Origin of the sequence: Planococcus sp. YIM B11945, assembly GCF_050864155.1 — a bacterium.
Taxonomy (GTDB): domain Bacteria; phylum Bacillota; class Bacilli; order Bacillales_A; family Planococcaceae; genus Planococcus.
Genome location: NZ_JBOZWR010000006.1, coordinates 148,055 through 174,547 on the forward strand (window position 1 = coordinate 148,055; position 26,493 = coordinate 174,547).

25 protein-coding genes and 1 pseudogene are annotated in these 26,493 nt (G+C 44.4%); 17 read left to right on the forward strand and 9 right to left on the reverse strand.

Annotation, left to right across the window (positions count from 1 at the left end):
- Positions 1-77 precede the first annotated feature (77 nt).
- The 6 genes from ACRRQV_RS13260 (at position 78) to ACRRQV_RS13285 (ending at position 4,254) form a co-directional block, all read left to right on the forward strand.
- On the forward strand, positions 78-530 hold the full coding sequence (locus ACRRQV_RS13260) for a GNAT family N-acetyltransferase (RefSeq protein WP_432531634.1): 453 nt from the start codon (positions 78-80) through the stop codon (positions 528-530).
- A gap of 56 nt (positions 531-586) precedes the next feature.
- Positions 587-841: a hypothetical protein gene (locus tag ACRRQV_RS13265; RefSeq protein ID WP_432531636.1), complete on the forward strand. Its 255-nt coding sequence runs from the start codon at positions 587-589 to the stop codon at positions 839-841.
- 183 nt (positions 842-1,024) lie between these two features.
- A complete protein-coding gene (locus tag ACRRQV_RS13270) occupies positions 1,025-1,921 on the forward strand; it encodes a diacylglycerol/lipid kinase family protein (protein WP_432531638.1) in 897 nt (298 codons plus the stop codon).
- Positions 1,922-2,228: 307 nt separating this feature from the next.
- Complete coding sequence (locus tag ACRRQV_RS13275; protein WP_432531640.1) at positions 2,229-3,014, forward strand: AraC family transcriptional regulator; 786 nt, start codon at positions 2,229-2,231, stop codon at positions 3,012-3,014.
- A gap of 159 nt (positions 3,015-3,173) precedes the next feature.
- The gene (gene yidC / locus ACRRQV_RS13280) at positions 3,174-3,956 is read left to right on the forward strand and encodes a membrane protein insertase YidC (RefSeq protein WP_432531724.1); all 783 of its coding nucleotides are present in this window, start codon (positions 3,174-3,176) and stop codon (positions 3,954-3,956) included.
- A gap of 52 nt (positions 3,957-4,008) precedes the next feature.
- Entirely contained in the window at positions 4,009-4,254 is a 246-nt protein-coding gene (locus ACRRQV_RS13285) for a hypothetical protein (protein WP_432531642.1), read from the forward strand.
- Positions 4,255-4,461: 207 nt separating this feature from the next.
- On the opposite strand, the gene ACRRQV_RS13290 is transcribed toward ACRRQV_RS13285, so the two are convergent.
- The gene (locus ACRRQV_RS13290) at positions 4,462-5,613 is read right to left on the reverse strand and encodes a 3-phenylpropionate MFS transporter (protein WP_432531644.1); all 1,152 of its coding nucleotides are present in this window, start codon (positions 5,611-5,613) and stop codon (positions 4,462-4,464) included.
- A gap of 144 nt (positions 5,614-5,757) precedes the next feature.
- Between ACRRQV_RS13290 and ACRRQV_RS13295 the strand changes: the two genes are divergently transcribed.
- A complete protein-coding gene (locus ACRRQV_RS13295) occupies positions 5,758-6,576 on the forward strand; it encodes a M15 family metallopeptidase (protein ID WP_432531646.1) in 819 nt (272 codons plus the stop codon).
- A 33-nt stretch (positions 6,577-6,609) separates the two neighbouring features.
- On the opposite strand, the gene cls is transcribed toward ACRRQV_RS13295, so the two are convergent.
- The 5 genes from cls to ACRRQV_RS13320 form a co-directional block, all read right to left on the reverse strand.
- Positions 6,610-8,064, reverse strand: a complete 1,455-nt coding sequence (cls, locus tag ACRRQV_RS13300; RefSeq protein WP_432531648.1) for a cardiolipin synthase — start codon at positions 8,062-8,064, stop codon at positions 6,610-6,612.
- A 207-nt stretch (positions 8,065-8,271) separates the two neighbouring features.
- A complete protein-coding gene (locus ACRRQV_RS13305; protein ID WP_432531650.1) occupies positions 8,272-9,105 on the reverse strand; it encodes a squalene/phytoene synthase family protein in 834 nt (277 codons plus the stop codon).
- A gap of 204 nt (positions 9,106-9,309) precedes the next feature.
- Positions 9,310-10,035 (reverse strand): HAD-IIB family hydrolase, encoded by a 726-nt coding sequence (locus tag ACRRQV_RS13310; protein ID WP_432531652.1) that lies wholly within the window; start codon positions 10,033-10,035, stop codon positions 9,310-9,312.
- Positions 9,977-11,242: a glycosyltransferase gene (locus ACRRQV_RS13315; protein ID WP_432531654.1), complete on the reverse strand. Its 1,266-nt coding sequence runs from the start codon at positions 11,240-11,242 to the stop codon at positions 9,977-9,979. The genes ACRRQV_RS13310 and ACRRQV_RS13315 overlap by 59 nt, the downstream gene beginning before the upstream one ends.
- Positions 11,243-11,425: 183 nt before the next feature.
- Positions 11,426-12,274: an MBL fold metallo-hydrolase gene (locus ACRRQV_RS13320; RefSeq protein WP_432531656.1), complete on the reverse strand. Its 849-nt coding sequence runs from the start codon at positions 12,272-12,274 to the stop codon at positions 11,426-11,428.
- Between the two features lie 163 nt (positions 12,275-12,437).
- Here ACRRQV_RS13320 and ACRRQV_RS13325 point away from each other — a divergent pair, with 163 nt between their 5' ends.
- Both ACRRQV_RS13325 and ACRRQV_RS13330 read left to right on the forward strand, forming a co-directional pair.
- The gene (locus ACRRQV_RS13325) at positions 12,438-13,556 is read left to right on the forward strand and encodes an NAD(P)/FAD-dependent oxidoreductase (RefSeq protein WP_432531658.1); all 1,119 of its coding nucleotides are present in this window, start codon (positions 12,438-12,440) and stop codon (positions 13,554-13,556) included.
- 12 nt (positions 13,557-13,568) lie between these two features.
- A complete protein-coding gene (locus ACRRQV_RS13330; RefSeq protein ID WP_432531660.1) occupies positions 13,569-15,098 on the forward strand; it encodes an aminotransferase class V-fold PLP-dependent enzyme in 1,530 nt (509 codons plus the stop codon).
- A gap of 178 nt (positions 15,099-15,276) precedes the next feature.
- Here ACRRQV_RS13330 and ACRRQV_RS13335 read toward each other — a convergent pair whose 3' ends face one another.
- On the reverse strand, positions 15,277-16,494 hold the full coding sequence (locus tag ACRRQV_RS13335) for a helix-turn-helix domain-containing protein (RefSeq protein ID WP_432531662.1): 1,218 nt from the start codon (positions 16,492-16,494) through the stop codon (positions 15,277-15,279).
- Between the two features lie 215 nt (positions 16,495-16,709).
- On the opposite strand from ACRRQV_RS13335, the gene ACRRQV_RS13340 reads away from it, so the two are divergent.
- Both ACRRQV_RS13340 and ACRRQV_RS13345 read left to right on the forward strand, forming a co-directional pair.
- The gene (locus tag ACRRQV_RS13340) at positions 16,710-18,005 is read left to right on the forward strand and encodes an MFS transporter (RefSeq protein WP_432531664.1); all 1,296 of its coding nucleotides are present in this window, start codon (positions 16,710-16,712) and stop codon (positions 18,003-18,005) included.
- A 124-nt stretch (positions 18,006-18,129) separates the two neighbouring features.
- Complete coding sequence (locus ACRRQV_RS13345) at positions 18,130-18,987, forward strand: SDR family oxidoreductase (protein WP_432531666.1); 858 nt, start codon at positions 18,130-18,132, stop codon at positions 18,985-18,987.
- A 14-nt stretch (positions 18,988-19,001) separates the two neighbouring features.
- On the opposite strand, the gene ACRRQV_RS13350 is transcribed toward ACRRQV_RS13345, so the two are convergent.
- Positions 19,002-20,186, reverse strand: coding sequence for an MFS transporter (locus ACRRQV_RS13350; protein WP_432531726.1), 1,185 nt, complete (start codon positions 20,184-20,186; stop codon positions 19,002-19,004).
- Between the two features lie 686 nt (positions 20,187-20,872).
- On the opposite strand from ACRRQV_RS13350, the gene ACRRQV_RS13355 reads away from it, so the two are divergent.
- Positions 20,873-21,013, forward strand: coding sequence for an Lmo0850 family protein (locus ACRRQV_RS13355; RefSeq protein ID WP_432531668.1), 141 nt, complete (start codon positions 20,873-20,875; stop codon positions 21,011-21,013).
- A gap of 174 nt (positions 21,014-21,187) precedes the next feature.
- Positions 21,188-22,338: pseudogene (gene tnpB / locus ACRRQV_RS13360) on the forward strand (IS200/IS605 family element RNA-guided endonuclease TnpB).
- 76 nt (positions 22,339-22,414) lie between these two features.
- Here tnpB and ACRRQV_RS13365 read toward each other — a convergent pair.
- The gene (locus ACRRQV_RS13365) at positions 22,415-23,602 is read right to left on the reverse strand and encodes an FtsW/RodA/SpoVE family cell cycle protein (RefSeq protein ID WP_432531670.1); all 1,188 of its coding nucleotides are present in this window, start codon (positions 23,600-23,602) and stop codon (positions 22,415-22,417) included.
- Between the two features lie 158 nt (positions 23,603-23,760).
- Between ACRRQV_RS13365 and ACRRQV_RS13370 the strand changes: the two genes are divergently transcribed.
- The 4 genes from ACRRQV_RS13370 to ACRRQV_RS13385 all read left to right on the forward strand — a co-directional run bounded on the left by ACRRQV_RS13370 (position 23,761) and on the right by ACRRQV_RS13385 (position 26,481).
- Positions 23,761-24,531, forward strand: coding sequence for a hypothetical protein (locus ACRRQV_RS13370; protein WP_432531672.1), 771 nt, complete (start codon positions 23,761-23,763; stop codon positions 24,529-24,531).
- Between the two features lie 101 nt (positions 24,532-24,632).
- Complete coding sequence (locus tag ACRRQV_RS13375) at positions 24,633-24,980, forward strand: DMT family transporter (protein WP_432531674.1); 348 nt, start codon at positions 24,633-24,635, stop codon at positions 24,978-24,980.
- Positions 24,980-25,297: a DMT family transporter gene (locus ACRRQV_RS13380; protein WP_432531728.1), complete on the forward strand. Its 318-nt coding sequence runs from the start codon at positions 24,980-24,982 to the stop codon at positions 25,295-25,297. Before ACRRQV_RS13375 ends, ACRRQV_RS13380 begins: the two co-directional genes overlap by 1 nt.
- A 116-nt stretch (positions 25,298-25,413) precedes the next feature.
- Positions 25,414-26,481, forward strand: a complete 1,068-nt coding sequence (locus tag ACRRQV_RS13385) for a D-alanine--D-alanine ligase (protein ID WP_432531676.1) — start codon at positions 25,414-25,416, stop codon at positions 26,479-26,481.
- Positions 26,482-26,493 lie beyond the last annotated feature (12 nt).

Genomic DNA, 26,493 nt, shown 5'->3' on the forward strand with positions numbered 1-26,493 from the left:
TTTCTGTCATCATATCAAAAAATACCCTGAATAGCCACTGATGTGGAATAATAGAAAGAAAAAGGAGGCGGAAATTTTTGAATTGGAATACTTATCAATTTAATGAACTTTCAGCTGGAAAATTATATGAATTTCTAAAATTACGGGTCAATGTATTTGTAGTTGAACAAGAATGCCCTTATCCAGAACTTGATGATTTGGATCAGGAGTCGATTCACGTGGCTTACACCGAAAACGGCAAAACCTTAGCGTATGCACGGCTTGTGCCAGCTGGCGTCAAATACGGCATTCCATCAATCGGCCGAGTCATCGTCCATCCTGAAGCAAGAGGCAAAGGGCTGGCGAGACAATTGATGGCACGATGCATGGATTATATTTTATCCGAATGGCAAGCAACAGAAATTCAATTGCAAGGCCAAGTGTATTTGAAGGACTTTTATCAAAGCTGCGGTTTTGAGCCTATTTCGGATGAGTATGACGAAGACGGCATCCCTCATGTAGATATGAAATTTACAGCAAAGGAAAGCTAGGTTAATCTATGGGATTTAGGGTAAATAAAACATAATATCCGATAGGAGTGATAGAAATGGCAAAACGAAGAGGATTGTTACTTGCGGGCATCGCTGCGGGAGCATTTGCTTATTTAAGAAATCCAGAGAATCGAAGAAAAGCAACAATCGCTTTTAACAACGCGAAGCTCAAAGTAAACGACTTTATGGAATCTCAAAATCTTGAGGAATTTGAAGAAGCAACGTCTAAAGGGTCTAGCTCCGCAACATCCGAAAGCACGCCTGCTAAGCCGCGCGTTCAATATTACAACGAAGATAAAACAGAAGCGTAAAACACTCTGGTTTGTAAAAGTTGAAAACTAAAGTACGTGATAGCTTATTTTTAAAGGATGGGGAAACCTGTCCTTTTTTTATTTTATTGGCTTGCCAGCTTATTAAACCTCTAAGTGGGATTAAACCCAGCGCTTTACGGGGTAAAGACTAACTAAAGAGAATAAAGCAGCGGAGGAAACCAAATGAAAAAAGCGATGTTTATATTAAACCCATCGTCGGGAAAAGAACGGGCAGCCGATTACCGGGTGGATGTGCAATTCACACTGGAGCAAATGGGCTATACAGTAGATACGCGGGAAACCGAGAAAAAAGGCGATGCTACTCATTTTGCAAGAGAAGCCTGTGAGAAAAAATACGAATTTGTAGTGGCAATGGGTGGAGACGGGACCATTAACGAAGCGGTAACAGGATTGGCCGAGCAGTCTCATCAGCCTTTATTTTCCTTGATTCCGCTTGGAACAGTTAACGATTTCGCACGGGCACTTGGTATTTCTCTGGATCCCGGAGAAGCCATTGAAGCGTTAATGACCGGAACGGAAAAGAAAGTCGACATTGCTAAAGTTGGCAAGCAATACTTTATGAACATACTGGCCATCGGGCAGATAGCCGAGTCGACGTACGAAGTTTCCGCTGAACAAAAAACCAGATTAGGGGCATTCGCTTATTTTATCGAAGGGCTGAAAGCCGTCACTTCAGATGCGGAAACGTATTTTCAGATTGAACACGATCACGGTTCTTGGGAAGGCGACGCGAAATTGGTCTTGGTTGCCTTGACCAATTCTGTAGGCGGTTTTGAAAAGCTGGCTCCTGAAGCGCTGACGGACGATGGCTTGCTGCATCTTTACATTGTAAAAAATGCTGCACTTCCTGCCTTTATTCGAATCGCTGGAGCGCTATTGATCGGAAGACTAGAAAAAGATCCAGCAGTCGAAGTAATTCATACCACCCGTGTAAAAATAAATACGAGCAATCCTCTTTCCTGCAATATTGATGGGGACGAAGGATGTTTGACTCCATTTGAAATCGAAGTAATGCCGCGACATATTCGCGCCCTTATCCCGCCTGAATTACAAGAATGAGAAGATCAAAAAGTTAATAACTAGGACCTTAGCAGCCATTTAATGCAAATGGCTGCTATTCATTTTATTGAAAAATATTGCCAGTTATCTAGCCCGAAATGAAACCTATTTAAGAGTATTTCGTTATATATAGTATATATTTTGGGAATATATTTCCTTATAGTTAGTCGACCGGAGAATTAGTCCTAAACCAAATTACACAAAAAAATATAAAAAGTTGGTCACAGGGCTATGTTCTTATTTGTCATTTCAGTATATAGTTGAGAGAGCGGTTGCAAATACTTGTAAAAAGAAAGACGGGGAAAAGATGAATATTATCGCTGCACCAACAATTCAAGAAACGATTTCCAAAATTTTCATGACTGAGAACGAAAATCTTAATTATTATGAAGGATTGGAAAACTTTTTTGAAATTGAAACTCAGTTGATCCATGAGATCCATCATCTCGAAAAAGAACGAGCCAAACAGACGTTACGAATTTTGATTGATTTAATTGCTGTGCGGGCAGGCAAGGAAACGCTTCGCGCGGTTCGAAACTACTACATCGTGTTGTCTTCATTGATGGCACGCAAATTGTATGAAATGCGTGTACCGCCGAAAAAAGCCTTTGCGTTTAATTCTGCTTGTGTTGAATTGGTAGATAACCGGATGAACGATTCCGAATTTTTGTATGTTGCCGATGAATTGATCGAGTTTTTCGTATCGATTATTTCTGAAAGAAAACAGCCTTCTTTTGGCCATCAAACGGTCAACAAAGTAGTGATGTTTATTAATGATGAAGTTGAGCGTGATTTATCTGTGGAAGATATTGCAAAACATTTTCATATTTCCACAAGCCACCTGTCCCGCATCTTCAGAGAACATGCTGGAATTACGCTTGTCGAGTATTTGAATGTGCGGCGGGTCGAAGAGTCGCAATATTATTTGCGCCATTCAGATAAAGTCATTTCTGATATTTCGAAGCAATTCCATTTCTGCAACCAAAGCTACTTTACGCGCATTTTCAAAAAATATACGACTGTTACACCTAAACAGTTCCGGGATAGCCAACACATTCCGTATTTCCGCTACACCTTGCCAAACGCAAAATAAGGAGAAGCAATTCTCCTTTTTTTGCGTGGTTGACGAAAAAAGAAAGCCGTAATTTTGTCACACATTAGCGAAAACCGATTTATCGCAAATCCACAATTTGAATTTTGCGCCGCTTATCGGTATACTTCTTAATAGTTGAAAAAGGTGAAGGTGACTAAAGTGAAAAAGAAATTAACATTGCTGCTTATATTGGCAGCTTCAGTGGTTTTGCTTAGCGGCTGTTCCAGTATAGAAAACCAGGAAGGCATATTCTACAATACGTTTGTCCGGCCTTTCGCTTTCTCGTTGGAATACCTAGGTGGAATGTTTAACGGCAACTACGGTTTAGCGATTGTCGCAATTACAGTCATTATTCGATTGATCTTAATGCCATTCATGCTGCGTACTTACAAACGCCAGCAAGGCATGAAAGTGAAAATGGATAAAATGCGTCCAGAGATGGAAGATATTCAAAAACGTTTAAAAGCTTCAAAAGACAAAGAAGAGCAAATGAAAATCCAGCAGGAAATGATGGGCTTATACAAAAAACATGAGGTCAATCCGCTCAATATGGGCTGTTTGCCAGTTGTTATTCAAATGCCGATCATCATGGGCCTTTATTTTGCTATTCTGCATGCTCCTGAAGAAATCAAATCACACGAATTTCTCTGGTTCAATCTTGGATCACCGGATATTATCATGACATTGATTGCGGGTGCGGTATACTTCTTCCAAGCACGCGTCTCTTTATGGACAATGCCGGAACAACAGCAGAAACAGATGAAATTATTCATCTACATCTCGCCGATCATGATTATGTTCGTGTCGTTTACATCGATGGCGGCTTTGCCAGTTTACTGGGCAGTCGGAGGGATTTTGCTGATTATCCAAACGTTTATCGGACGCAAGTTCTATTCAGAACATCCAGAAAAAGCGTTAGAATCAGTTGAAGGAAAAAAATAAACTGTTGAGAGCCGGCAACCATTGCCGGCTTTCTTTTTTAGGAGATTAAAAAATGAACCGTAAACTGGCCCAAGGGATAGCGATTGCCGTCCTAAGCATTGCGTCGCTTGTTTTTATTATCCAAGGAAATTTGAATATTGCCGTGTTGTTAATGACGCTGCTGTTCGTTTTGACAAACAGTTTCCGTTATCGGCAAATGAAAGCGCAAGGGATGGAACGGGAAGCCAAGTGGATGCTTGGAATGGCGATTATTTTCGCGGTTTTGTTCTTTGTCGTATTAGCCACGGTCGTCATATAAAAAACAGTGCAGCCTCAAGAGGTCTGCACTGTTTTTTCGTATTCGTATTTTTCTGTTTCTCGTTGTTTTAATAAATTATCCAAACGGCCCAGAAGAGCCAGGACGTCGTTTTTGGATATTGGCTTCATCATTTCCAGCTCCTTGCGATGTTGATGCCAAATTATTCGCAAAAGCCAACGGGTTTATGGGGGTGGAATTTTAAAACCATCAATAAGAAAATCTTTTTTTCGTCAGCATAACCAATAGAACTGCAGGCACGGAGAAAACCGTCATGCCGAGGAATGCCAGCCCCGGAGAAATTTCATATAGGAATCCGCCAAGAATCGTCAGCAAGGCAACGCTTAAACTCATGGCCAGTGCTGCATACATGCCTTGGGCAGATGGAATGTGAAGCGGATCCAATTGTTTGAAAATATAACGGATAAATGCAAAATGCGCTACCCCGAATGACAAGGCGTGCAACAATTGGGAAAAGATAAACACCCATACGGAAGGGAATAGGAAAATCAAAATCCAGCGAAGCGTAGAGCCAATCCCCGCCAACAAAAACATGGATGACACCGGCCACTTTTCAAACCACGTATCAGCTTTGGCAAAAAAGAGGATTTCCAACAAAATCGCAACGTTTAAAATTAAGCCGATGGAAAAGCTGGAAACTCCTAAATCCTGCAAATAAATAAATCCATAATTATAATAGGCGGCATGTGTTCCTTGAAGCAAAAGAGATACCAATAAAACCGTTAAAAATCCCTGAGATTTCAATAAGTGCCGAACTGCTCCGTTTGCTTCTCCTTTTTTAGATTGCGGTTTGGCGTTTAAAGAAGGCGGAGAAGCGATGGACTGGGTGATCGCCATAAATCCTAAGCCCGCAAACATCACCCAAAAAATCGCATTGTCCTGCCAAAACTCTGTCGCCGTTCCAACCATCAATAATGCAATGGTATAGCCGATGGAACCGTATGCCCGGCTTTTTCCATAATGAACCCGTTCTTTTTGCATTAACACAGTGGCGCTGCTTTCCATCGCCGGCATCATGTTTGGGTAAATAAAACTGAATGAAACGGTGATGATAAAAAGAATGGCATATGAATTTGCGGGTATGTATAATGCCAAGAGGGCGACTGATGCAATCGCGAGCAGTTGCATGGTGCGGGACAAGGGGAGCTTGCGCGTCATAAGCGGGAAAAACACCAGCGTCGACAGCGAGCGCGCAATCATGCCGGCTCCCATAATTAAGCTGGCAGCGGCAACGCTGAGGCCTTTTTCATTGGTCAGCCAGCCGGTCCAGTAGGGGAGAAACACGCCCCACGTAAAGAAAAAAGCGAAAAAGTTAAGGGAAAGCCATTTTTGATTGTACAAGTTGTTTTACCTCGAATCTATTCAATAAGTCTCGTATAAAGTATAGCGAATGTTTGACGTTTTTTGGAGAAATTTTACTGAAATAATGGTAGAATGGGTAAGAAGTTAACAGAAAGAAGGAGAACTATGCAATCTCGCCATTCAATGAATCATAAAAAAAAGAAACCTTATAAAAAATGGTCGTTAATCCTTTTGCCGATTTTAGTAATAGCTGCAGGCGCCGTTTGGTTGTATATGAACGATTGGAATGTGGGGAACATTACGAAAACCACGACGGAAAGCGGCGTGCAGCAAACCGAAACCGCCCCAACAGAAGAGCCGAAACAAGATAAAGCTGAAGAGCTGGAAGAACAACCGGCTGATGAAAAAGCAACTGAAGAAAAACCGGCAGCTGAAGATGCAAAAGATGCACGCATCTACGATGAGAAGGTTAAGCTTCCTAAAGAACCAACCATCGTCGACGGGGTTTTAGTGGCCAACAAACAGCACCCGCTTCCATCGGATTATGAACCAGGTGAGTCAAAAGAAGCACGTGCTGCGTTTGAATCCATGAGAGCGGATGCGCTGAAACAAGATATCGACTTGATCGCTTTTAGCACCTTCCGCGGCTTTGACCGCCAAAAAGAGCTTTATGACGGCTATGTTGCAAAAGATGGACAAGCAGAAGCGGACCGTTACAGCGCCCGTCCCGGCTACTCTGAACACCAAACAGGTCTTGCTTTTGATATTGGAGAATCTGCCATGGAAGAGCATTGGGCATCCGCATCATTTGGCGATACCACGGGCGGAAAATGGTTAGCGAAAAATGCACATAACTACGGATTTATCCTTCGCTATCCAAAAGGGAAAGAAAACATCACCGGCTATATGCATGAATCATGGCATTATCGCTATGTCGGCAAAAAAGTAGCAGCAGATGTTTATGCGAAAAGCATTACATTGGAAGAATATTTAGGCATATGAAAAAGCGGCCCTTTAGCGGCCGCTTTTTTATTTTTATAAAATTGGAGACAGCAGACGGGCAATCGACTCTTTTGTTTTGATCATGCGCGTCCGTTCGTAATATTTCCCAAGTGTCAGTTCGGTCGAAAGCTCCATGTCTTGGTGGAACAGTTCGGAGAGTTCTTTGGACACTTTTTCATCGTACATAAAGGCGTTGACTTCGAAATTCAGCTTGAAGCTGCGCACATCGATATTGGCCGTGCCGACCGTTGAGGCTTTGCCGTCGCTGATAATCATTTTGGTATGTAAAAAGCCATTGTTGTAAATGAATACCCGCGCGCCTGCCCGCAGCATTTGGCCAGCATAGGAATATGTCGCCCAGTAAACGAACGGATGATCAGGTTTGTTCGGAATCATAATGCGGACGTCAATGCCCGACAAGGCAGCAATGCGGATTGCGTCGTAAAAACTGGCATCTGGAATGAAATAAGGCGTTTGAATGTAAATATAGTCTTCCGCCAAATTAATCAATTTCAAATAGCCGTCTTTGATTTGTTCCCATTCTTCGTCCGGGCCGCTGGAAACGATTTGCATCGTCGTTTCCCCTTTTTCCGGAATGACGGGGAATAGGCTTTCCTCATATTCGATATCGTGCTTGGCAGAAGCTTGGTTCCAATCGAGGATAAAGCGTGTTTGCAACGGATGCAAAGCGCTTCCTTCTATCCGCAAATGGGTATCGCGCCAGTAGCCGAATTTTCTGCTGAGGCCGATGTACTCGTCTCCCACGTTGAATCCCCCAATATAGCCGACTCGTCCATCGATCACCACGATTTTTCGGTGGTTCCGGTAATTGAGGCGTGGATTGATGATGGGCCAGATGGAAGGGAAGAACGTTTCCACTTCGCCGCCAGCTTCAATAAACTCCTTGAACTTCCGTTTGCTGAGGCGGCGGGAGCCCATGTCATCGTACAACAAGCGCACCTTTACGCCTTCTTTCGCTTTAAGGGTCAAGGCATCCATGATGCGGGTACCAAGCTGGTCCAAGCGAAAGATATAATATTGAATGTGAATATGGTCTTTTGCTTTTTCAATGTCTTTGATCAACGAATCGAATTTCTCGCGTCCGTCATTGAAGATTTGAACGGCATTGTCTTGTGTTAATACGGCCCCGTTGTTTCTTAAATGCAAATAAACCAAGTCTTTATAGGCGTGGACATTTTCATCACGAAAATGAAACTCGTTGTCATGCAGGGCATTCATTTGATGAGCAATCAAATTTTCAATTCCGACTTTTTTTCGGCCCTCCCACTTGAAAAGCGTTTTTTCCCGAAGGCGTCTGCCGAGGAGCAAATAGAAAAAGAAGCCGAAGATCGGAATGAAAAACAAGACCATTATCCAAGCCCAAGTGGATGAAGCATCACGGCGTTCCAAAAAGACGAGTGCTGTAGCTAAAAAGATATTCAAGACTAAAACAACTGCCGTGAGTATCCCGATAATGGATAACGTCATTTGTATTCTCCTTATCTTGAAATTTGTCCTGCTTCAATTATAGACTAATTGCACGAAAGGAAGAAGAATATTGTCAAAATGAATAAGCCACTTCTCCTAAAAGGTTGTGCAATCTACTTTCTGTTTTTCCTGAAAGTCGAAAACTCAAACTGCAGCGGGTTTTATTGCATACATAAAAACACGCCCCGAAAAAGGGCGTGTCTGCATTTAATCTTGCAAGTTTTCTTCTTGCTTGAGCTGATCGACAATGCTTTCCACTTCATTGCGGGTCATTTTTTCTTTGCCGGATTTCAGCGCTTTTAATGTGCTGTGCGCTAATGCCAGCGGGACTTTGCAAAACATCAAAATGCGTTTGTTTTTTATGGATTTCACATATAACTGTGCTTTTGAAAGGTTGTCGTTCGCGTAATGGAACATGTCTTCACGGCTCCATCCTGCCGGAACAAAGCTGACGCCGCGCTCTAAATCTTCATCAAAATTGCGCAGCATGTTCACAGCCTGCAGGCCGCGGCCAAATGCAATCGCAAGTTCAGGATCGGTTTCCGTGTTATCGTGCCATTTCCATAAATCCGACAGCATTGTGCCGACTAGACCGGCAACGTAGTAGGTGTAATCATCTAGATCTTCTTTTGTTTGAATGTTCCAGTCTTTTTCCACCCATTTGGCCATGCCCTCCGCCATAATGGCTGTTGAATTTTTTACTTTATCCACAATTTCAGTTGGGCATAAAGAAATCCAATCATCAAGGCGCTGGCTGACAGGAGGCAAAAGATGCGCGTATGGCTGAATCAATAATTTATAGGCATTCGGATCAAACGAAGTATGAAGCATGTGGCTGATTGATTTCAATAAATGCGTTTTCGCTTTGTCTTCCAGTTCGGGATGGTCTTCAATTTCATCAATAGCCCGCATACACAAATAAGCGGACGCGACAGTCTTTTTTAATGTCGGTTCCAAAAAACTGATTGGGATGAAAAAAGTCCGGCTTGTTTCTTTTAACATGACCATGGACTCTTTATGCAAATTCGCGACTTTACTCATCTCAATTTCCTCCTGTTCATAGGCAAACTACCAAATTATATATAGGATGATCAGGAAGCAAGTTCCAAATCAAGAAAATGCCTTTCTACTAAATATAAACGAAATACATAAAAAAACAAATGATTACCCTAAAGGAAAAACAGGCAGCGCAGAAAAAACCCCTCTGCGGGCCGCATGTTTTCGGCTGCAGAGAGGTTGCTTTGTTTATTTTGAATGAAAATGTTTCCACGCTTCCAAGATGCCGCCTGCAAAACCGCGAGAAGCCCGGTAAATCGTCGGGTCTTCCGGAATTGCAAGCAACTCAGGATGCGCATTTCCAACGATGACAGACGGGAAGCCTTGAGTCAGCATGTCCGTGTCATTGCCGGAATCGCCCGAAACAAGCAGTTTTGCATCGCGCAGCTGGTATTTTTCCACAACGTATTGCAGCGCTTGGCCCTTGCCGCCGTTTAACGGCAAAATATCCACGTATTTGCTGCCGCTGTAAATGAATTTATGCGGAATACCTGCATCGCTTACTTGTTTACCAAACTCAGCTGCCGTTTCATCATCCGTTACATAATATGAACTGCGATTTTTTCCGGTAACGGGTTGTTTTGTCAATCCAGGAAACTGGGAAGCAATGCGTTCGATTTCTTCGGGGCGCCAATTTTCAGTCATACGGGCATCCCATTCAGCATCAAGCTCGAATTCTTCACCCTTGCGAATCCGGATTTCCGTGCCCACATCGGTAATGGCAATGTCAGGAGCAGGCAAGTTTTCGGTTTCTCTTAATCCTTGCAGCGATCCAAAATGGCGTCCAGTATTGTAGACCAAATTCACGTGATAGGGTTGTTCTTCGAAAAATGCCAGCAATTCAGTTAAGGCTTCTCTATCCCCGACGAATGTTTTGTCCAAGTCGGTTGCTAATAAATGCGTTACTCCGTTCATCCATCATCACTCCATACATAGCGTCTATTTTTGCTGAAATAGATGACCACTGGAACTCTTGGTTAGCAACATCAATCGCTTGGCGGCTTAAGCGCTCGGCAAGCAAGTTATTAGCTGCCAATACTTCCATTGCGATCGCCAAATCAATTTCATTTTTTGTTTCAACCAATAATCCTGTGATGCCATCTCGAACCACATTCTTCAATCCGCCGACATCCGAAGCGATCACGGGGCTACCGCAAGCTTGGGCTTCTGCTGCAACCATTCCGAACGATTCATAAAAACTCGGGACCACAGTCGCTGTAGCGGCATTGAATAACGTGGCCAGTTCTTCTTGGGATTTCGGCCCGAGAAATTCCACTTTGTCTTCAATTCCTTCTAAAGCATAGCATAGTTTTTCATCAAGGGGCAGACGTGCTACAGAATCAATAGCTTCTGCATCTCCGCCGGCAATGACTAAACGCGGGTTGTAAGAAGAATCGCCTTTTGCTACAAGAAGCTGAAACGCCTTCAATAATGTGTAAATGCCTTTTGTTTCTTCCAATCTGCCAGCAAAAACAAATAACGGGTGGGCATAACCTAATCTTTTTCTTAAATGTTTGCGGTTGCCTTGCACTTTGAATGCCTGGTCAACTCCAATGGGGATGACTTTGATAGGAGAAGGAGAGTCTACGTGTTGTTGAATGAGTTGTTTTTCGCTTTTGGTTGTTGCCAATACTTGATCCGCCGTTTTTAAAATGATTTCTTCGGCTTTCATGCGGCGTTCATCCCGAATGCCTGTTGCTTTTTCCTTCGCCCATCCAAGTGAATGTGAAGTATAGATAACCGGCAAACCAAATTCTTCTTTCAATTTTTTCCCGATCAGCCCAGACAGCCAATAATGCGTGTGCACCAAGTCGTATGAAGCGAGAGGGAGAGTTTGCTTTAATTCTTCGTAAAAAGCAGGAAGCATGCTGTACATTTCATTTTTTGAAACAAATCCTTTATAGCCTGCTTTGATGCGGTACACTCGGCAAGATTTTCCGAACGTTTCCACTCGGGGAGCTGTTTCGTCGCACCAATGTGTGACGACATCTATTTGCCAACCTCTTTTTTCCAAGGCCAGTGCCAATTGTTTGACGTAATTATTTTGTCCGCCGGCTTGTTTGCCGCCTAGTTTTGCTAATGGATCGCCATGATCCGAAACAAATAGCACTCTTTTTCTCATTTCAGCTCATCTCCATTCAGATTGCATCCGTAGTTTAAATAAAACCGGACTAAAATTATATTTACCCCTTGCATTTCTGGTTCAAACTTTACCTCTAAATATTTCCTTTTTATGGGTGATTTTTGAATTTATTGCATAAGAAAACCCTCAGATAAGAAGAGTCCAAGGGTTTTCGTTTCTATATTACGAGCGGTTTTCGACGAATCTTCCATGGTCAGGAATGGCTATCTCAGGAAAGCGGTCCACTAATTTGACAAGGCCTGCAGCCAATTTTGGCCCTCTTATCGGTTTTCCGTGTCCCGTCGCGGCAATGTGAGGCTGCAAGTCGACGATTTTACTTACGGATTCCCAGGCAGCGCGCCAATCGGTCGTCAAATACACCGGTGGGCCGCACACTTCTTTTTTCTGGACAAGCACTTTGTAAAACGAATCTTGTTTCACTGTAACAAAAGCATCCCCGGCAAGGACGATCCGGCCTTCTTCGCGGAACAATGAAATATGCCCTGCTGAATGCCCAGGGGTATGAAGCCACTTCCAACCTGGCATTTGTGGAACGCTGCCGTCTTTCGGCAACTCATGCAGATGCTTTGAGATGTCGATTGATTCCTTTGGAAAAGCAGCGGACATTTTGGCAACCAGTCCGCCTTCTACCGTGGAATCGGGTTCCGGATAATCGGTGATTCCTTTTAAATATGAAAATTCCAAAGGGTGCGCATAGACAGGAACCGGGAATTTTTCAAGTATGTCAATGATGCCGCCAATATGGTCAAAATGGCTATGGGTTAGAATGATGGCTTTTAACTTATGGTCCGGGCCAAATCGGTCTTCGGCCTCCGCCAAAATTTTTCTTCCCGACTCGGGCATCCCGGCATCCACCAATACCCATTCTGTGCTGACCGCCGGATTGCCAATAAAATAAACATTGACGATTTGAGTGGTGTAGCAATAAATGTCCTTCGTCACTTCACGGCCTGAGCCATTTTTAATAGATGTGACGGGAAGTACTTTATCTGTTGACGAACTTCTCTCCATGCTATTTCCTCCTTTGTGCCTCGCGTTTTCTATTATTGCTTTACCCCAAAAACCGAATCTGAATCAATTGAAGCGATATTTGAAGAGATTGGCCGGTTTGAGTATAGGCTAAATCTCCAGTAAGATAGAGAGATAAGTATTTTTCAAGGAATAGGTGTTGAGAATGAAGTCAATCGTAATTATCGGAGCAGGAATTTTAGGGGCGTCTGTGGCATACCATGCAGCGAAAGCGGGAGCCGATGTCACCTTGGTTGATAGGGAAGATGCCGGACAAGCGACGAGGGCAGCAGCGGGCATCGTCTGTCCATGGATCTCTCAGCGGCGAAACAAAGCATGGTATGGCCTCGCTAAAAATGGTGCGGCGTATTACCCGCAGCTGATCCGCGAACTGGAAGAACAAGGCGAACAAGAAACCGGCTACAAGCAAGTCGGCATTGTCAGCATCCATGAAGACAGCAAATTAGATAAAATGGAAGAAAAAGCGCATGAACGGCGGGAAGACGCGCCGGAAATGGGAGAAATCCGCAGATTGTCGCCAGCAGAAACGAAAAACTTATTTCCATTTGCTTCTGATGGCTATGGATCTCTTTACGTCAGCGGAGCGGCACGAGTGGACGGGCGGTCCGTACGGGATGCGTTAATTGGCGCAGCGGTCAAATTAGGCGCTAAGCGCATTAAAGGCGATGCCCGGCTGCTCATGAAAGAAGGCAGCGTCATCGGCGTGAAAACGGATGAAACGGAAGTGCTGGCTGACGGCGTTGTTTCCGCAGGAGGCGCATGGGCAGCCGAACTGTTTGAACCGTTGAAGTTGAAACTGGCGATTGAACCGCAAAAAGCGCAGATTCTGTATTTACAGGCAGACGGCTACGAAACAGGGGATTGGCCGGTTGCCATGGTGCCTTACGGTTTGTACGTCGTGCCGTTTGCAGATGGCCGAATAGTGGCCGGAGCGACTCATGAAAACGATGCCGGATTTGACAGCACCTTGACTGCCGGCGGGGTCCACCACATTCTCGATAAAACGTTGGAGGCGGCTCCGGGGTTGGCGGTGGCAGAACTGACGGGAGCCGCTACCGGATTCCGGCCATCCACGCCGAGTGCCTTGCCATTTATCGGGCAAGTGCCGGGGCATGCAAATGTCTTTGCAGCAAACGGCCTCGGTTCCTCAGGATTAACTGCCGGGCCTTATCTCGGAGCGCAGCTTGCGAACCTGGCGCTCGGGGAACCTATTGAGCTGGATTTGAGTCTTTACAATATAGAGGAAGTGTTTCAGGACAGATAAGGGGGGCTCTTCTTGTATTGGTGCAAAATCGCCCGGACAGAAGCAGAGTTTGAAGCAATTTCGAAATTGAATTACGAAACCTTTGTGGAAGAAATTCCGCAGCATGAGAAAAACGAAGGCGGCATGAGGGTAGACGCTTTTCACAAACAGAATACGTACGTTGTCGTCATGGCGGATAACGAGCTTGCTGGCATGATTGCGCTTCGTGCCGAGCGGCCTTTTTCGCTCGATATAAAAATTGGCGAAATCGAAAACTTTCTGCCCGATATCGGCAAGGTATGTGAAATCCGGCTGCTCGCAGTCCGGAAAGCGCACCGGAATGGGCGCGTCTTTTTCTTGTTGGCCCGTGCGCTGACGGATTTTTGCTGCGAAGAAGGCTATGACTCTGCTGTTATCTCAGGCACAACCCGGCAATTAAAACTGTACCGCCAATTGGGCTTTCAGCCGTTTGCGGAACCGGTCGGAACCGGGGATGCTGTTTTTATTCCAATGGTGACCACCCGCACACAATACGGGAAATCCGTAGCGGCTAGACTGCAAACAAAGCGCAGACCCTTTTTTCCGGGACCTGTCCGGTTGACCAAAAAGTTGGCAGCGCCTTTTGCAGAAGAAGCGGTTTCACATCGGTCCGCTTTGTTTGAAACCGTGCTGGATGAAACGAAAAAGCAATTGCGGAAAATGGCGCAAGCCGAGCCGTGTTTTTTGTTTGGAAGCGGGACTTTAGCGAATGAAACCATGATTGCTCAGCTAGCTGCATTAAAGTCAAAAGGACTCATCCTGGTGAACGGTGAATTTGGAAGACGGCTGAAAGTGCAAGCTGACAGATGGCAGCTCGATTTTGTGGTGGCGGAAGAACAATGGGGAACAGCTTTTTCAATGGAAGAGCTTGAACCGGAAATAGCTGCGGCAGGCTGGGTTCTGATGGTCCACGGTGAAACGTCGACCGGACTGGTAAATAATTTGGAAGGGGTGGCGGCCATTTGCAAAAAATACGGCGCCAAACTTTGCGTGGATTGTGTCAGCAGTTTTGGAGCCATCCCGTTTTCCTTAGAAGATGTGTGGCTCGCGACAGCGGTCAGCGGCAAAGCGGTGGGGACGATGAGCGGAGTGGCCGTCGTGTTTGCTCATCACGGCATCAAGTCCGATGACCGGCTTCCTTCGTACATGGATTTAGGGCTTTACCAAAATTCCATTCCATTTACGTTGTCGTTTGGTTTATTGAAAAGCTTTAGCGAAGCGTTAAAAGTGTACCCGAAACGCTACGAACTATTAGCAGAGCGACTCGAAACCTTAAAGCGGGAAACAAAAGAATGGCCAAGGTTAACCGAAGGCTTTCCAACCATTATGACGTTTAAAACCGATGACAGAATGGACGGATTTTTGCAGGATGCCCATTTATCCGGTTTTGAATTGCATGCGAAAAGCGGCTATTTGAAAGATCGGGGCTTGTTCCAAATCTCCTGCATCCAGCCAGATTTTGAAGAAGATCTTGATTCGCTGATGAAATTCTACCGACTGTACAGCACCTACCATTATGCATAAAAAGGGCCTGTCCCATAACTACAAAATTAAAAAAACGGCAAAGAAAAGTAATCCTTTTCTTTGCCGTTTTTTAGCTAGCTGACGGGAATGGAAGCGGCGACTCCTGCGGGATTTCGGCGCAAGCCCGCGGAAAGCGTCCGCTGAAATGGACGTCAGCCCCTTTTGAGACAGCCCCTTTTTATTGGACAATCTGCTCGTAGACATCCAGGATGAATTTTTTATAAGGCAAATCCGGCATCGGCAAAATGTTTGATTTCGCCATTTCTGCATGCTGGACCGCTGCATCATGATTTCCTAAACGTTCGTGAATCAATGCCAGATAAGCGTCTTTCTCGTAGTTCATCGATAAATCGAACGGATGGTGCAAGAACTTGGAGATCTTGTGGCGTTCAAGCCAAGGCAGCGCTTCTTCTAAACGTCCCATTCCGTACAAGGCTTTTCCTTTTTCCAAATAAAATTGAGGAGCGTCATCTTCGGAATTCGATGCTAAGAAACGTTCCACAATTTCGTACGCCGCCCCGTAATCATGCGTGAAGGAATTTTGGTAATGGGCTTCAAGCAAATCGAGCGTCATGTCTATTTTTTTATCTTCGGAAAACTCCGCAAACAACCGCAATTTGCCTACATAGTAATCTTTACTTTCCGCATCATTATTCAATATTGAATGAAAGCTCATAACGCGGTATAGATCATTGATTTTATAGAAAATCTGATGCTCTTTCGAATACTCCACCGCTTTTTTCATGATGCCAATAGCCTTGGCATCTTCGCCGATCGCCAAATAGAGGAGCGCTTCTAGAAAATCAAAATCCAATTTTTTCAGCGAATCCAATACGACATCCCGTTCTTCGAATGCTTTCCGAGAGCCTTGCAGCATCACTAAGGAATCTGCGTATTGGTGTTCGTTGAATTTCAACATTGCCCGGAACATATGGACGTCCGCGCTATTGTTCATCAAATGAAGCCCTTCATACATTTCCTCTGCTTGAGACAACGAAGTTTCCCAGCCTGGTTGATTCGCATAATAAAGACAGCGGCTGTATAGTTCGAGCAGCCGGGCAGATTCATAACGGTAGGGCAGTTTTTCTGCATAAGGCTCGATTTTTTGAACAATCACGTCAAAGGCATCTTCAAAATCGTCCATTTCCTTTCGGTAAAGCAATTCGACGTCCTGCAGCAAATGGCGGAGCTCCGTAGTTGGCACTTCCTCCAACAACTCGTTCCGATCAACACCTAAACGTTCCGCAATATAAGCCAAGCTCTCCATTGAAGGATTCGCCTTATTGTTTTCAATCAAACTGAGCATGCCTTTCGTCAACGCTTCGCCTGCGAGCGCCTGCAACGTCAGACCTTTTTCTTTCCGTAACTTCTTAATGCGTTCGCCCAAAGTTTCCACTCGATCACCTGCTTATTCATGTATTTAAGACTTGGTTTATTTATTCTTTATTAAAATAAGGGCCAGCCCAAAGCGACCGAAGCGGCTTATAAAAAAGCCCCTTCTTTAGTTCCATTTATATAGGTTTAATTATATTAAACTTTTTATTGCATTACTAGTTTTCGCATGTTATATTTTGTTTAATTAAATTAAACTTTTGTAAGGGGAGAAGAAACATGAGCGAGGCAGCGAAACTGAAAAAAGCGACGTATCATCTTTATACCTTCACCATCAGCAAATTGATTTCCACATTCGGCAGCAGCGTCTATGCATTCGGCATCAGTCTTTACGTTTTATCCATCACAGGTTCAGCCGCCAATTTTGCCGTCAACTTGATTTGCAGCATCTTGCCGCGCAGCCTGCTTGCGCCTTTTGCAGGATATGCAGCAGACAATTATTCCAAAAAGATGCTCGTCGTAGTTTCTCAGCTGGCAAGCGCCCTCGCAGTTTCGGGGTTGCTCGTCTATAGTTTATTGAACGGCATGTCGCTCGTTGCCGTCTATGCCACCACGGCGCTCATTTCCATCAGTTCGATGCTCTCGAGCGTGACATTTTCTTCATCAATTGCAAACTTGATCGATCCGGACCGCATCCAAAAAGCGATGGGCTTTAACCAGTCCGCGATGTCGCTCGCTTCTATCGGAGGGCCGGTCATCGGCGGAATGCTTTTCGGCTTTGTTTCGATGAACGTTTTCTTGCTTATCCAAATTGCAGCGTATTCGCTGGCGGTGCTGCTTGAAGCTACGATGAATTTCAAATTGTTTACAAACGCAACAAAGGCCGTGGCAGGCGAAGCAAAAAAATCAGTTGTCAAAGGAATGAAAGAAGGGTTTGCTTATTTAAAAACCAACCGCGTCATTATGGTCATTGTCACGACAGCCATTGGCTTGAATTTCTTTTTTTCAGCCTTGATGATTGGCCTGCCATTCATAGCGGTTCAGCAATTGAAAATCGAAGCCACTCATTTTGGTGTCATCGAAGCGATGGTTGCAGTGGGCATGCTGGTCGCGTCCGTTTACTTCTCGATGAGAAAAGAAGTGAAATTTCCGCTTTTGTTTTCAAAAAGAGCCATATTGGCGATGTCAGTGATTTTGGCAGCAGTCGCTTTGCCATTGGTATTCAATTTGTCTTATATTTTCAACGTCGCGTTATTGATCCTACTGATGTTTGCCTTTGGCGTCTCCAATGTTTTTGTCAACACGCCAATCGGGGTGATGATGCAAAAAGACATCGACGAAGAATACCGGGGCCGCGTTTTCGGCATACTGGAATCGATGGCCATGGCGATGATGCCGCTCGGCTATTTGATATTTGGGCTTTTGTACGACAAAATGCCAGGCCAATATGTCGTGTGGGGAAGCGGAGTATGCCTCGTCTTGTTGACTCTCTATATGATGCGCCCAACCGTGATTAAAGAAGCTTATCCCGAACTGGATCTAACCGTGCCGCCTCAAGCTGAATTACAGAAATAAACCCGAAACCTGGATTTCCACTTTAAAGGAGTTCCGGGTTTTATTATGAGAGTTTGGAGGTTTATGGCAGCAATGAAAAGGGAAATCGACAGAGACAATGCCAATCACGAAAGGATGAAAGCACATGGGAAAAGACAAACCGGAACACATTCCAGCACAAGAACAGGAAAGCCAGCCAGGGCATGAAACGGAAATGGATCCGCGCCCGGACTTCAGCAAGAACCTTGCCGGAAAAGCCCAGCGCCTTCCTGGAAAAACTGCCTTAATCACAGGAGGCGACAGCGGAATCGGCCGTGCCGTTGCCGTAGCATTCGCGAAAGAAGGAGCAGATGTTGCGATTGCTTACTTGAACGAACACGAAGACGCGGAAGAAACGAAAAAATTTGTTGAACAGCAAGGGCGCCGCTGCCTGTTGATTGCAGGAGATATTGGCGACGAAGCGTTTTGCCAAGAAACCATTCAGAAAGTCATTGATGAATTCGGCAAGCTGGATGTTTTGGTCAACAACGCAGCTGAACAGCATCCTCAAAACTCGTTAAAGGATATTACTGCTGAGCAACTGGAGAAGACGTTCCGCACCAATATTTTCAGTATGTTTCATTTAACAAAAGCTGCGCTCGACTATTTAAAACCAGGTGCGTCCATCGTCAATTCCACTTCTATTACGGCATTCCAAGGAGAACCGTCTTTAATCGACTATTCTTCTACAAAAGGAGCCATCGTCGCTTTCACTCGGGCGCTATCCGGATCGCTTGCTAAAGAAGGCATCCGCGTCAACGCTATCGCTCCCGGCCCGATTTGGACACCGCTCATTCCAGCTACATTTGAAGCAGAAGGTGTAGAAGACTTTGGATCGGAAACGCCGCTCGGCCGCGCTGGGCAGCCGGATGAACTGGCACCGGGCTATGTCTACTTGGCGTCAGATGATTCCTCTTATGTAACTGGCCAAATTCTTCACATTAACGGCGGAACGCCAATCTAAAAAAAGCAAGTGCCTCATAACGACGAGGCACTTGCTTTTTTATTGCTGCGGAGCGTTTTGGGAGAACTTTGGTAAAGCAGGATCAAAAGAATGGCAGCGATGGCTAAGGCGGCGGATACGAAATACACCGAACCGGCTTGCATCGTCAACAGCCAAGTGAAAAACAACGGTCCAATGATGCGGCCCATATTATCCATTGAATACGTCATGCCGGCGGCGGTGCCGTATTTCCCGCCAGATTCTTTCGATGTCAGCGACACGAGCGAAGTGCGGGCCAATGCATTTCCGGCAGTGAATACGCTAAGCGCCACACCTGCAAAAAATAAATTGGAGGTGAAGGGCAAGATGCATAAACCAACCGCTGTGACTACCTGAGCGCCAATGATCCATTTTGTTTCCTGTCCGTCTTTGATCCTGCGAACGACGCCGCCTTGAATCGCTGCATCAACCAAACCGCTCGCGATAAAGAGATACCCGAGCTGTAGTGGAGTGATTTCGATTTGGTCGATTTGAAACAACTGGAACGTCGATTCCAAGCCAGCTAATAAAAACGTCACCATGAACGAAAATACGAACAAATAACGGATGCGGTATTGCCAAAGCATTCGACCGCCTTCAGGGACCCATGCACGTTTGGTGGCCATGCCGCGGCGCTTTGGTTCTTTCAAGAAAATTGCGGCATACGCCATAAGCAGCAAGACCAAACCAGCAGAGGCCATGAAAGGCAGCGATAACGAAATGCTGCCGAGCAAACCGCCGAGCGCTGGCCCGAAAATAAACCCAAGCCCGATCGACATGCCGAGAAGCCCCATGTACTTGTTGCGTTCGTCATCCGTCGTGATATCTGCCACAAATCCGGTTACCGCAGTGTAAAGGGCTCCAGAAAAGAAGCCGCCGATGATGCGCGCTGCATAGAGCAAGACCAACTGATCCAAGAATAAGGAAGACAGGAAAAAGCTTAAAGCAAATCCGGCTAATCCAATCAAGATCAATTTCTTCCGGCCTGTCCGGTCAGATAAAGCACCCCATAAAGGAGCAGTGAAAAATGAAGCGAGTGCATAAATCGTGATCAAGCCGCCGACGTGGATGTCCGCATAGCCTTGCTGCACGATAACTTCTGGCAGAACAGGTATGATAATGCCAAAGCCCAAGTACACAAAAAACTGGACGGACATTAAAAGTAAAATCGTTTTTTTCATCATTATGTATCCTGCTTTCTTAAAAAGACTCTTGTCCATATTACTCCTGTTTCCAATGAACAACAACGGCTTCTCCTAAAGTTCTGTTGAGGCCTTAACTTGGATCGATCGATCACCACATTCGCGGAGTTATATGCGGAAGATTCTATATAAGTTGAACTAAGTATTCGACTTTTCGATATTCCGCAAAACAGCTGCGAAGATACGGACCAAATGGAATTTGGTCCGTATCTTCGCGCCGAAGCGCATGGCGCTGCAGGAGCAAGGCCCTTTTCTGTCTCGAAGCTAGCGCAGCGGCGGTTTTTTCTGCACCGAAGAAGCGCAGCGATGCAGGTGCAATACAGAGACAAAATTCTTTGCTCTTCCCAAAGCGACCGAAGCGGCTTCTAAAAAAGCACCTTCTTTAGTTCAAGTTACATAGATGAGAACTTTTTCTTCAGAAATGTCTTGAATAAGAAGTTTTTGAACTGACTTCCTCATTTGCAGTTTTGCTAATGCGAAATAAAAACAAAGAAGAAAGTTCAAAAAAAATTTACATTGTCATCAAATTGAAAAGTTTAAAGCTCCGAAAAGATGGTATTATATACGTAGACACAGAAAAGTCAAATATTTATATGTTACGAACGAAACCAACAACGGCTAAATTCGTTAATAAAAGTATAGATAAATATAAAGAGGTGATATGGATGGCGAAAGACGTAGAAGTTCGCAAAATCGTTTCAAACCTATCGAAACTGGGAATCCAAGCAAAAATCACAAAATCGCGCGTAGAATTATTGAGAGCGCTTGCTTTGCCGCAATCACCGCAAACGCAATCACAAGCATAAAAAACTCCGACGTCTGGCGTCGGAGTTTTTTATCATTTTAGCCGAGAAGACCCCACTTCAATTTTGTGTAGGGTGTAGCCCATAAATAAGTGGGGAATGAATCGGCTTCGGATTGGGATGGCTTTAGCCGTCCTTATCGTCCGACTGTTTAATGGAAGCAGGAGGTGAGAATCAATGCTGAGAAACAAAGCCTACAAGTTTCGCATCTATCCAACGAAAGAACAAGAAATTCTCATTGCTAAAACCATCGGGTGTAGTCGTTTCGTTTTTAATCACTTTTTGGATAAATGGAATGAAGTGTATAAAGTGACTGGTAAGGGGCTGACATATAATACTTGCTCATCCCAATTAACGCAATTGAAAAAAGAAATTGACTGGCTCAAAGAAGTGGATAGTATTTCACTTCAATCTTCACTGAAAAACTTAGACGACTCATTCAAGAGATTTTTCAAAAAGCAGAACAAAGCCCCGCGTTTCAAATCAAAGAAAAATAATCTGCAATCGTATACAACAAAATGCACCAACAGTAATATCGCAGTAGTTGACAATAAAATCAAATTGCCAAAACTTGGGCTTGTCCAATATGCCAAAAGCTGTGAAGCAGAAGGACGGATTCTTAATGCCACGATTTCACGAAAGACAAGTGGGAACTATTTTGTCTCGATTCTAGTGGAAACAGAAGTTCAATCAAAGCTTAAAACGGGATATTCTGTCGGAATCGATGTGGGGTTGAAAGATTTCGCTATTCTATCCGATGGTACTGTATTCAGTAACCCTAAGTATTTCCGAAAGATGGAAAAGAAGCTGGCAAAAGAACAAAAGAAGCTGTCCAGACGAAGAGAACTGGCAAAGAGCCGTAATTGTTTATTGGTCGATGCGAAAAACTATCAGAAACAACGAATTAAGGTTGCCAGAATCCACGAAAGAATCGTCAATTCTCGAACCGACTACTTGCATAAAATCTCGACTGAGATTGTCAAAAACCACGACATTATCGGCATTGAGGATTTGCAGGTCTCGAATATGTTGAAGAATCACAAATTAGCGAAAGCGATTAGTGAGGTATCATGGTCACAATTCAGAACCATGCTGGAATACAAATCCGAGTGGTACGGGAAGAAAGTCGTTGTCGTTAGCAAAACATTCGCATCCAGTCAACTATGTTCGAATTGTGGACACAAACATAAAGACGTTAAGAATCTCGCTTTGCGTGAATGGGATTGTCCGTCATGTGGCAGTCATCATGACCGAGACATTAACGCAGGAATCAATCTCAAAAATGAAGCTATTCGGCTTCTAACGTAGGGACTACGGGGTTAGCCTAATAAATTTTCGTCCGTTAGGATGGATAACTTAGGAATCCCCCACTTCAAGTAGTGTTAGCGAGTAAGTGGGGGTAGTTCAATCATCTTCTTTGTGGTTGCCGAACATATACGTTTTGTGATGGAACTTCATGCTGAAGACAATTCCAAGAGCGAGCATATTGCCGATCAACGAACTTCCTCCGTAACTGATGAAGGGAAGCGGGATTCCGGTAATCGGCAAAAGCTGGATGGTCATGCCGATGTTTTGGAATACGTGAAACGTAATCATAGCAATGATGCCGGCGCATACATACGTGCTAAAAGTATCTTTTAATTGCAAGGTGATTTTCGTCAAATGGTAAATAAGCATAAAGAACAAAATAACTACGATACTTGATCCTACAAAACCGAAATCCTCTGAGATGACTGTAAAGATAAAGTCGGTGTGGTTCTCCGGAACATACACTTGCCTTCCTTGATAGCCTTTCCCAAACACTTCACCTGAACCGATGGCATTCATCGCAGCGATTAAGTTGTACGCTTCGTTGTCTGCATACGAGTAAGGGTCAAGCCACGTATAAATCCGGGCGAACGCGTAAGGTTGAAGGCCTAACTTGTCTGTCAGGAATTCTTGCATGTTGAGAGCCATCCAAAGCAGGAGACCGCCAACGGCCGCTACACCGCCAAAGCTTGGCAAAATGATTTTCCAGGAAATCCCCGATACCACAATCAATGCAAGCGTAATGGCCATAAACACCAGTGCTGTCCCTAAATCGGGCTGCTGGATGATAAAGGCAAGCGGGATGAGCAATAGCACAGCAATTTTTCCTAATAAATAAAAATCCGTCTTCAAGGTTTTGACTGGATTTTTTTCATGATGGGATGAAGCCATTTTTGCCAACGCCAATATATAGAAGGTTTTCATAAATTCTGCCGGCTGAAGGTTAAAGAACGGCAAATGGAACCAGGCTTTAGCGCCGTTGACTCGTTGCCCAAGCTGGCCTTGCCCTTCCGGTGCAAGCATTAACAAAATCAGCAGCACAATGCCGAAGCCGTATAAATAATAAGCGAATTTCTTGAACTGATCCGGATCGAAATACATGATAGCGCCAATCATGGCAATGGATATAATATAGAAAATGGCTTGCTTTGGCACAAAGTTGGTGCCATATTGCCCCGTGGTCTGTGCGGAAGAAATTGCGATTAAACTGACGACGAAAAATAAAAATAATATGAAAGCGAGCGACCAATCGATGCGATCGGCGAAGCTTTTGTTTGTCTGCATGTGCATTCACCTGTACTTCTTAGTATTGAGAGTCGGTTTACATTATAACTTATTCACCTGAAATATTCCTGCTCCAAAAGTAATGACGTATAGAAGAGCAAGGATGTTTCATTTTTTGGAAGATTGGACGTATAATAAAAAAGACTGGAGTGAAGACTATGGTGAAGAAACCGCTGAACGCGGATTATTATATACAACATCTTTATGTTTATTTGAACGAAGCTGACCAGTTTGCTCTTTTCAGTGGACTTACCTTCGCCCATTTTTTGGATGCCATGAAAATGCCCAAAAATTTATTGCTGCTGAAACATCCTTATGAGGATGCATCTTTTAATATGCATACATACATGGAATTTGTTTCTCAAGAAGAATTTACCCAGCTGCGAAAAGCACGCGCAAACAAAAAGACCGAATTTTGCTGGATTGATTTTAAAAGTGAAAAACAATTAAATTCATTGACTCCGCAAGAGCAAGCAGAGCTTTTATATATTGGCCATAGAAAAGAAACGGTTCGCCCTCCGTTTTATTCGACTTTGCAAAATGAATTTGTGTATTTGTCGAGTGAGGAAGAGCAGACGACGAAAATTTATTTCCGGCATATGGATCGCTTGAATGAATTGGTTGGGAATTATTTCACCCATTTAATAAGAAGAGAAGAAAATGGCCAGAATTTTTGGCGCAGAAAAACAAAAGACTTGATTCCGGAATTGCCGCCGGAAATCTTGCATTCCTTGAAGAAAAGCTACCGGGAGGGCATCTTGATTTCATTGGCTGATCCGGAAAAAACGAAAAACACCATCGAGCTGCATGTACGGCCGATTGAGGAAATTTCTTTTTTGGACGAATTCTGGTCCAATATTCAGGACTACACGAAACAAGATATCAGCCGGAAAATTATTTTTGACCGCAAATTAAAACAATGGAAATAATACTCGCTACAGGGTATTATTTTTTTGTTTTGGAAATTTACGATTTTATAATCGGCAGTTCAATATAGTACGTGATTTGATTAGGGAAGTAGGTAATAGAAATGGCGTGGATTTATTTGCTGATTGCCGGGCTGACGGAAATCGTATGGGCAATCGGTTTGAAATTTTCAAATGGCTTTACCCATCCGCTGCCATCCGTAGTGACAATCGTGTTTATTATCATCAGCTTTTTGCTATTTGCCAAGGCAATGGATACGGTGCCGGTGGGGACCGCTTATGCCGTGTTTACCGGCATCGGAGCTGCAGGCACGGCCATTCTCGGCATTTTTGTGTTCGATGAAAATGCCAGTATTGAAAAGCTGGCGTTTCTCGGGCTGCTCATTTTTGGGATTGTTGGGCTGAAAATGGTGGACGGCAAAAAGCCGCTTGAAGAGGAGCGTGACGCATGATGGCGTGGCTCATTTTAATTGCAGCAGGTTTTTGCGAAGTGGCTTTTGTCACAGCAATGAAGCTGTCGGACGGCTTTCGGGTGAAAATTTACACGCTTTGGTCGATTGTAGCAGGCGGGCTTAGTTTTTATATGTTGTCAGTCGCGTTGACGCAAATTTCGGTTGGCACCGGATACGCGGTTTGGACAGGAATCGGTGCTGCAGGAAGCGTGCTCGTGGGCATGCTGTTTTTCAAAGAAAGCAAAGAACCGGTGAAATTATTCTTTTTGGCCTGCATTATTGCGGGGGCCGCTGGGCTGAAAATTTTTGGCGGTTAACCGATAAACATTTTTCGCTGATCCCGGTTCGTGATAAACTAGGCAATATGCAAACGAAAATGAGAAAGTGAAAAGCGCAGCAGCGCTGGCAGCTGGACAAAGCGGAGGTTTTTCTGATGAAAAAACAAATTGGCTTATTATATGGAGGCAAGTCTGCAGAGCATGAAGTCTCGCTCTCAACTGCCCATGCGATGACACAAGCATTGAATTTCGATAAATACGAAGTATATCCCATTTACATCACTCAAGAAGGCGAATGGATCAAAGGTTCGCTGCTTGATGGACCGTCCCAATCGATCGAGCAGCTTCAATTGGCAGAAGGCGCAAATCCAAACAGCATTTCAGGGTTCCTTCCAGCCGAGCAAGATAAAGGATTGGACGTCATCATTCCGCTTCTCCACGGGCCAAACGGCGAAGATGGCACGGTGCAAGGATTGCTTGAAGTGATGAACTTGCCGTATGTCGGAAATGGCGTACTGGCTTCAGCCGCAGGCATGGACAAAGTGATCATGAAACAATTATTTGAACAAGCTGGTTTAAAGCAGACGCCATACGTGTATTTCATAAGAAACGAATGGCAAACGAACCAGCAGCATTGGCTCGACCGCGTTGAAAAAGAATTGAACTGGCCGGTTTTCGTGAAACCTGCCAATCTCGGTTCAAGTGTCGGCATCAACAAAGCGGACAATCAGGAAGAATTGATTGCTGCAGTCCAAGAAGCATTGAAATTCGACCGGAAGATTGTTATTGAACAAGGCGTCGTGGCACGTGAAATCGAAGTTGGTGTTCTTGGAAACGACAATCCGGAATGTTCCGTTGCCGGTGAAATCAAACCGCTAAAAGCGTTCTATGATTACCAAGCGAAATACAAAGACGGCAATACGGCGATGATCATTCCTGCGGAACTTGATGAAGAAGTTTACGAAGAACTTGTGGTTTCGGCTAAAAAAGCATTTAAGATTTTGGACTGTTCAGGCCTTGTGCGTGCGGACTTTTTTGTCACGGCAGCAAATGAAGTGCTGATCAACGAAGTGAATACGCTTCCCGGCTTTACGCCTTTTAGCATGTTCCCGCTTCTTTGGGAGAATACAGGGCTGGCGTACTCGGATTTGATTGAACGATTGATTGATTTAGCTATTGAACGCTTTGAAGAAAAGCAGCAATTGCAAGTTAAAATGGATTGAGTGGAGAAACTA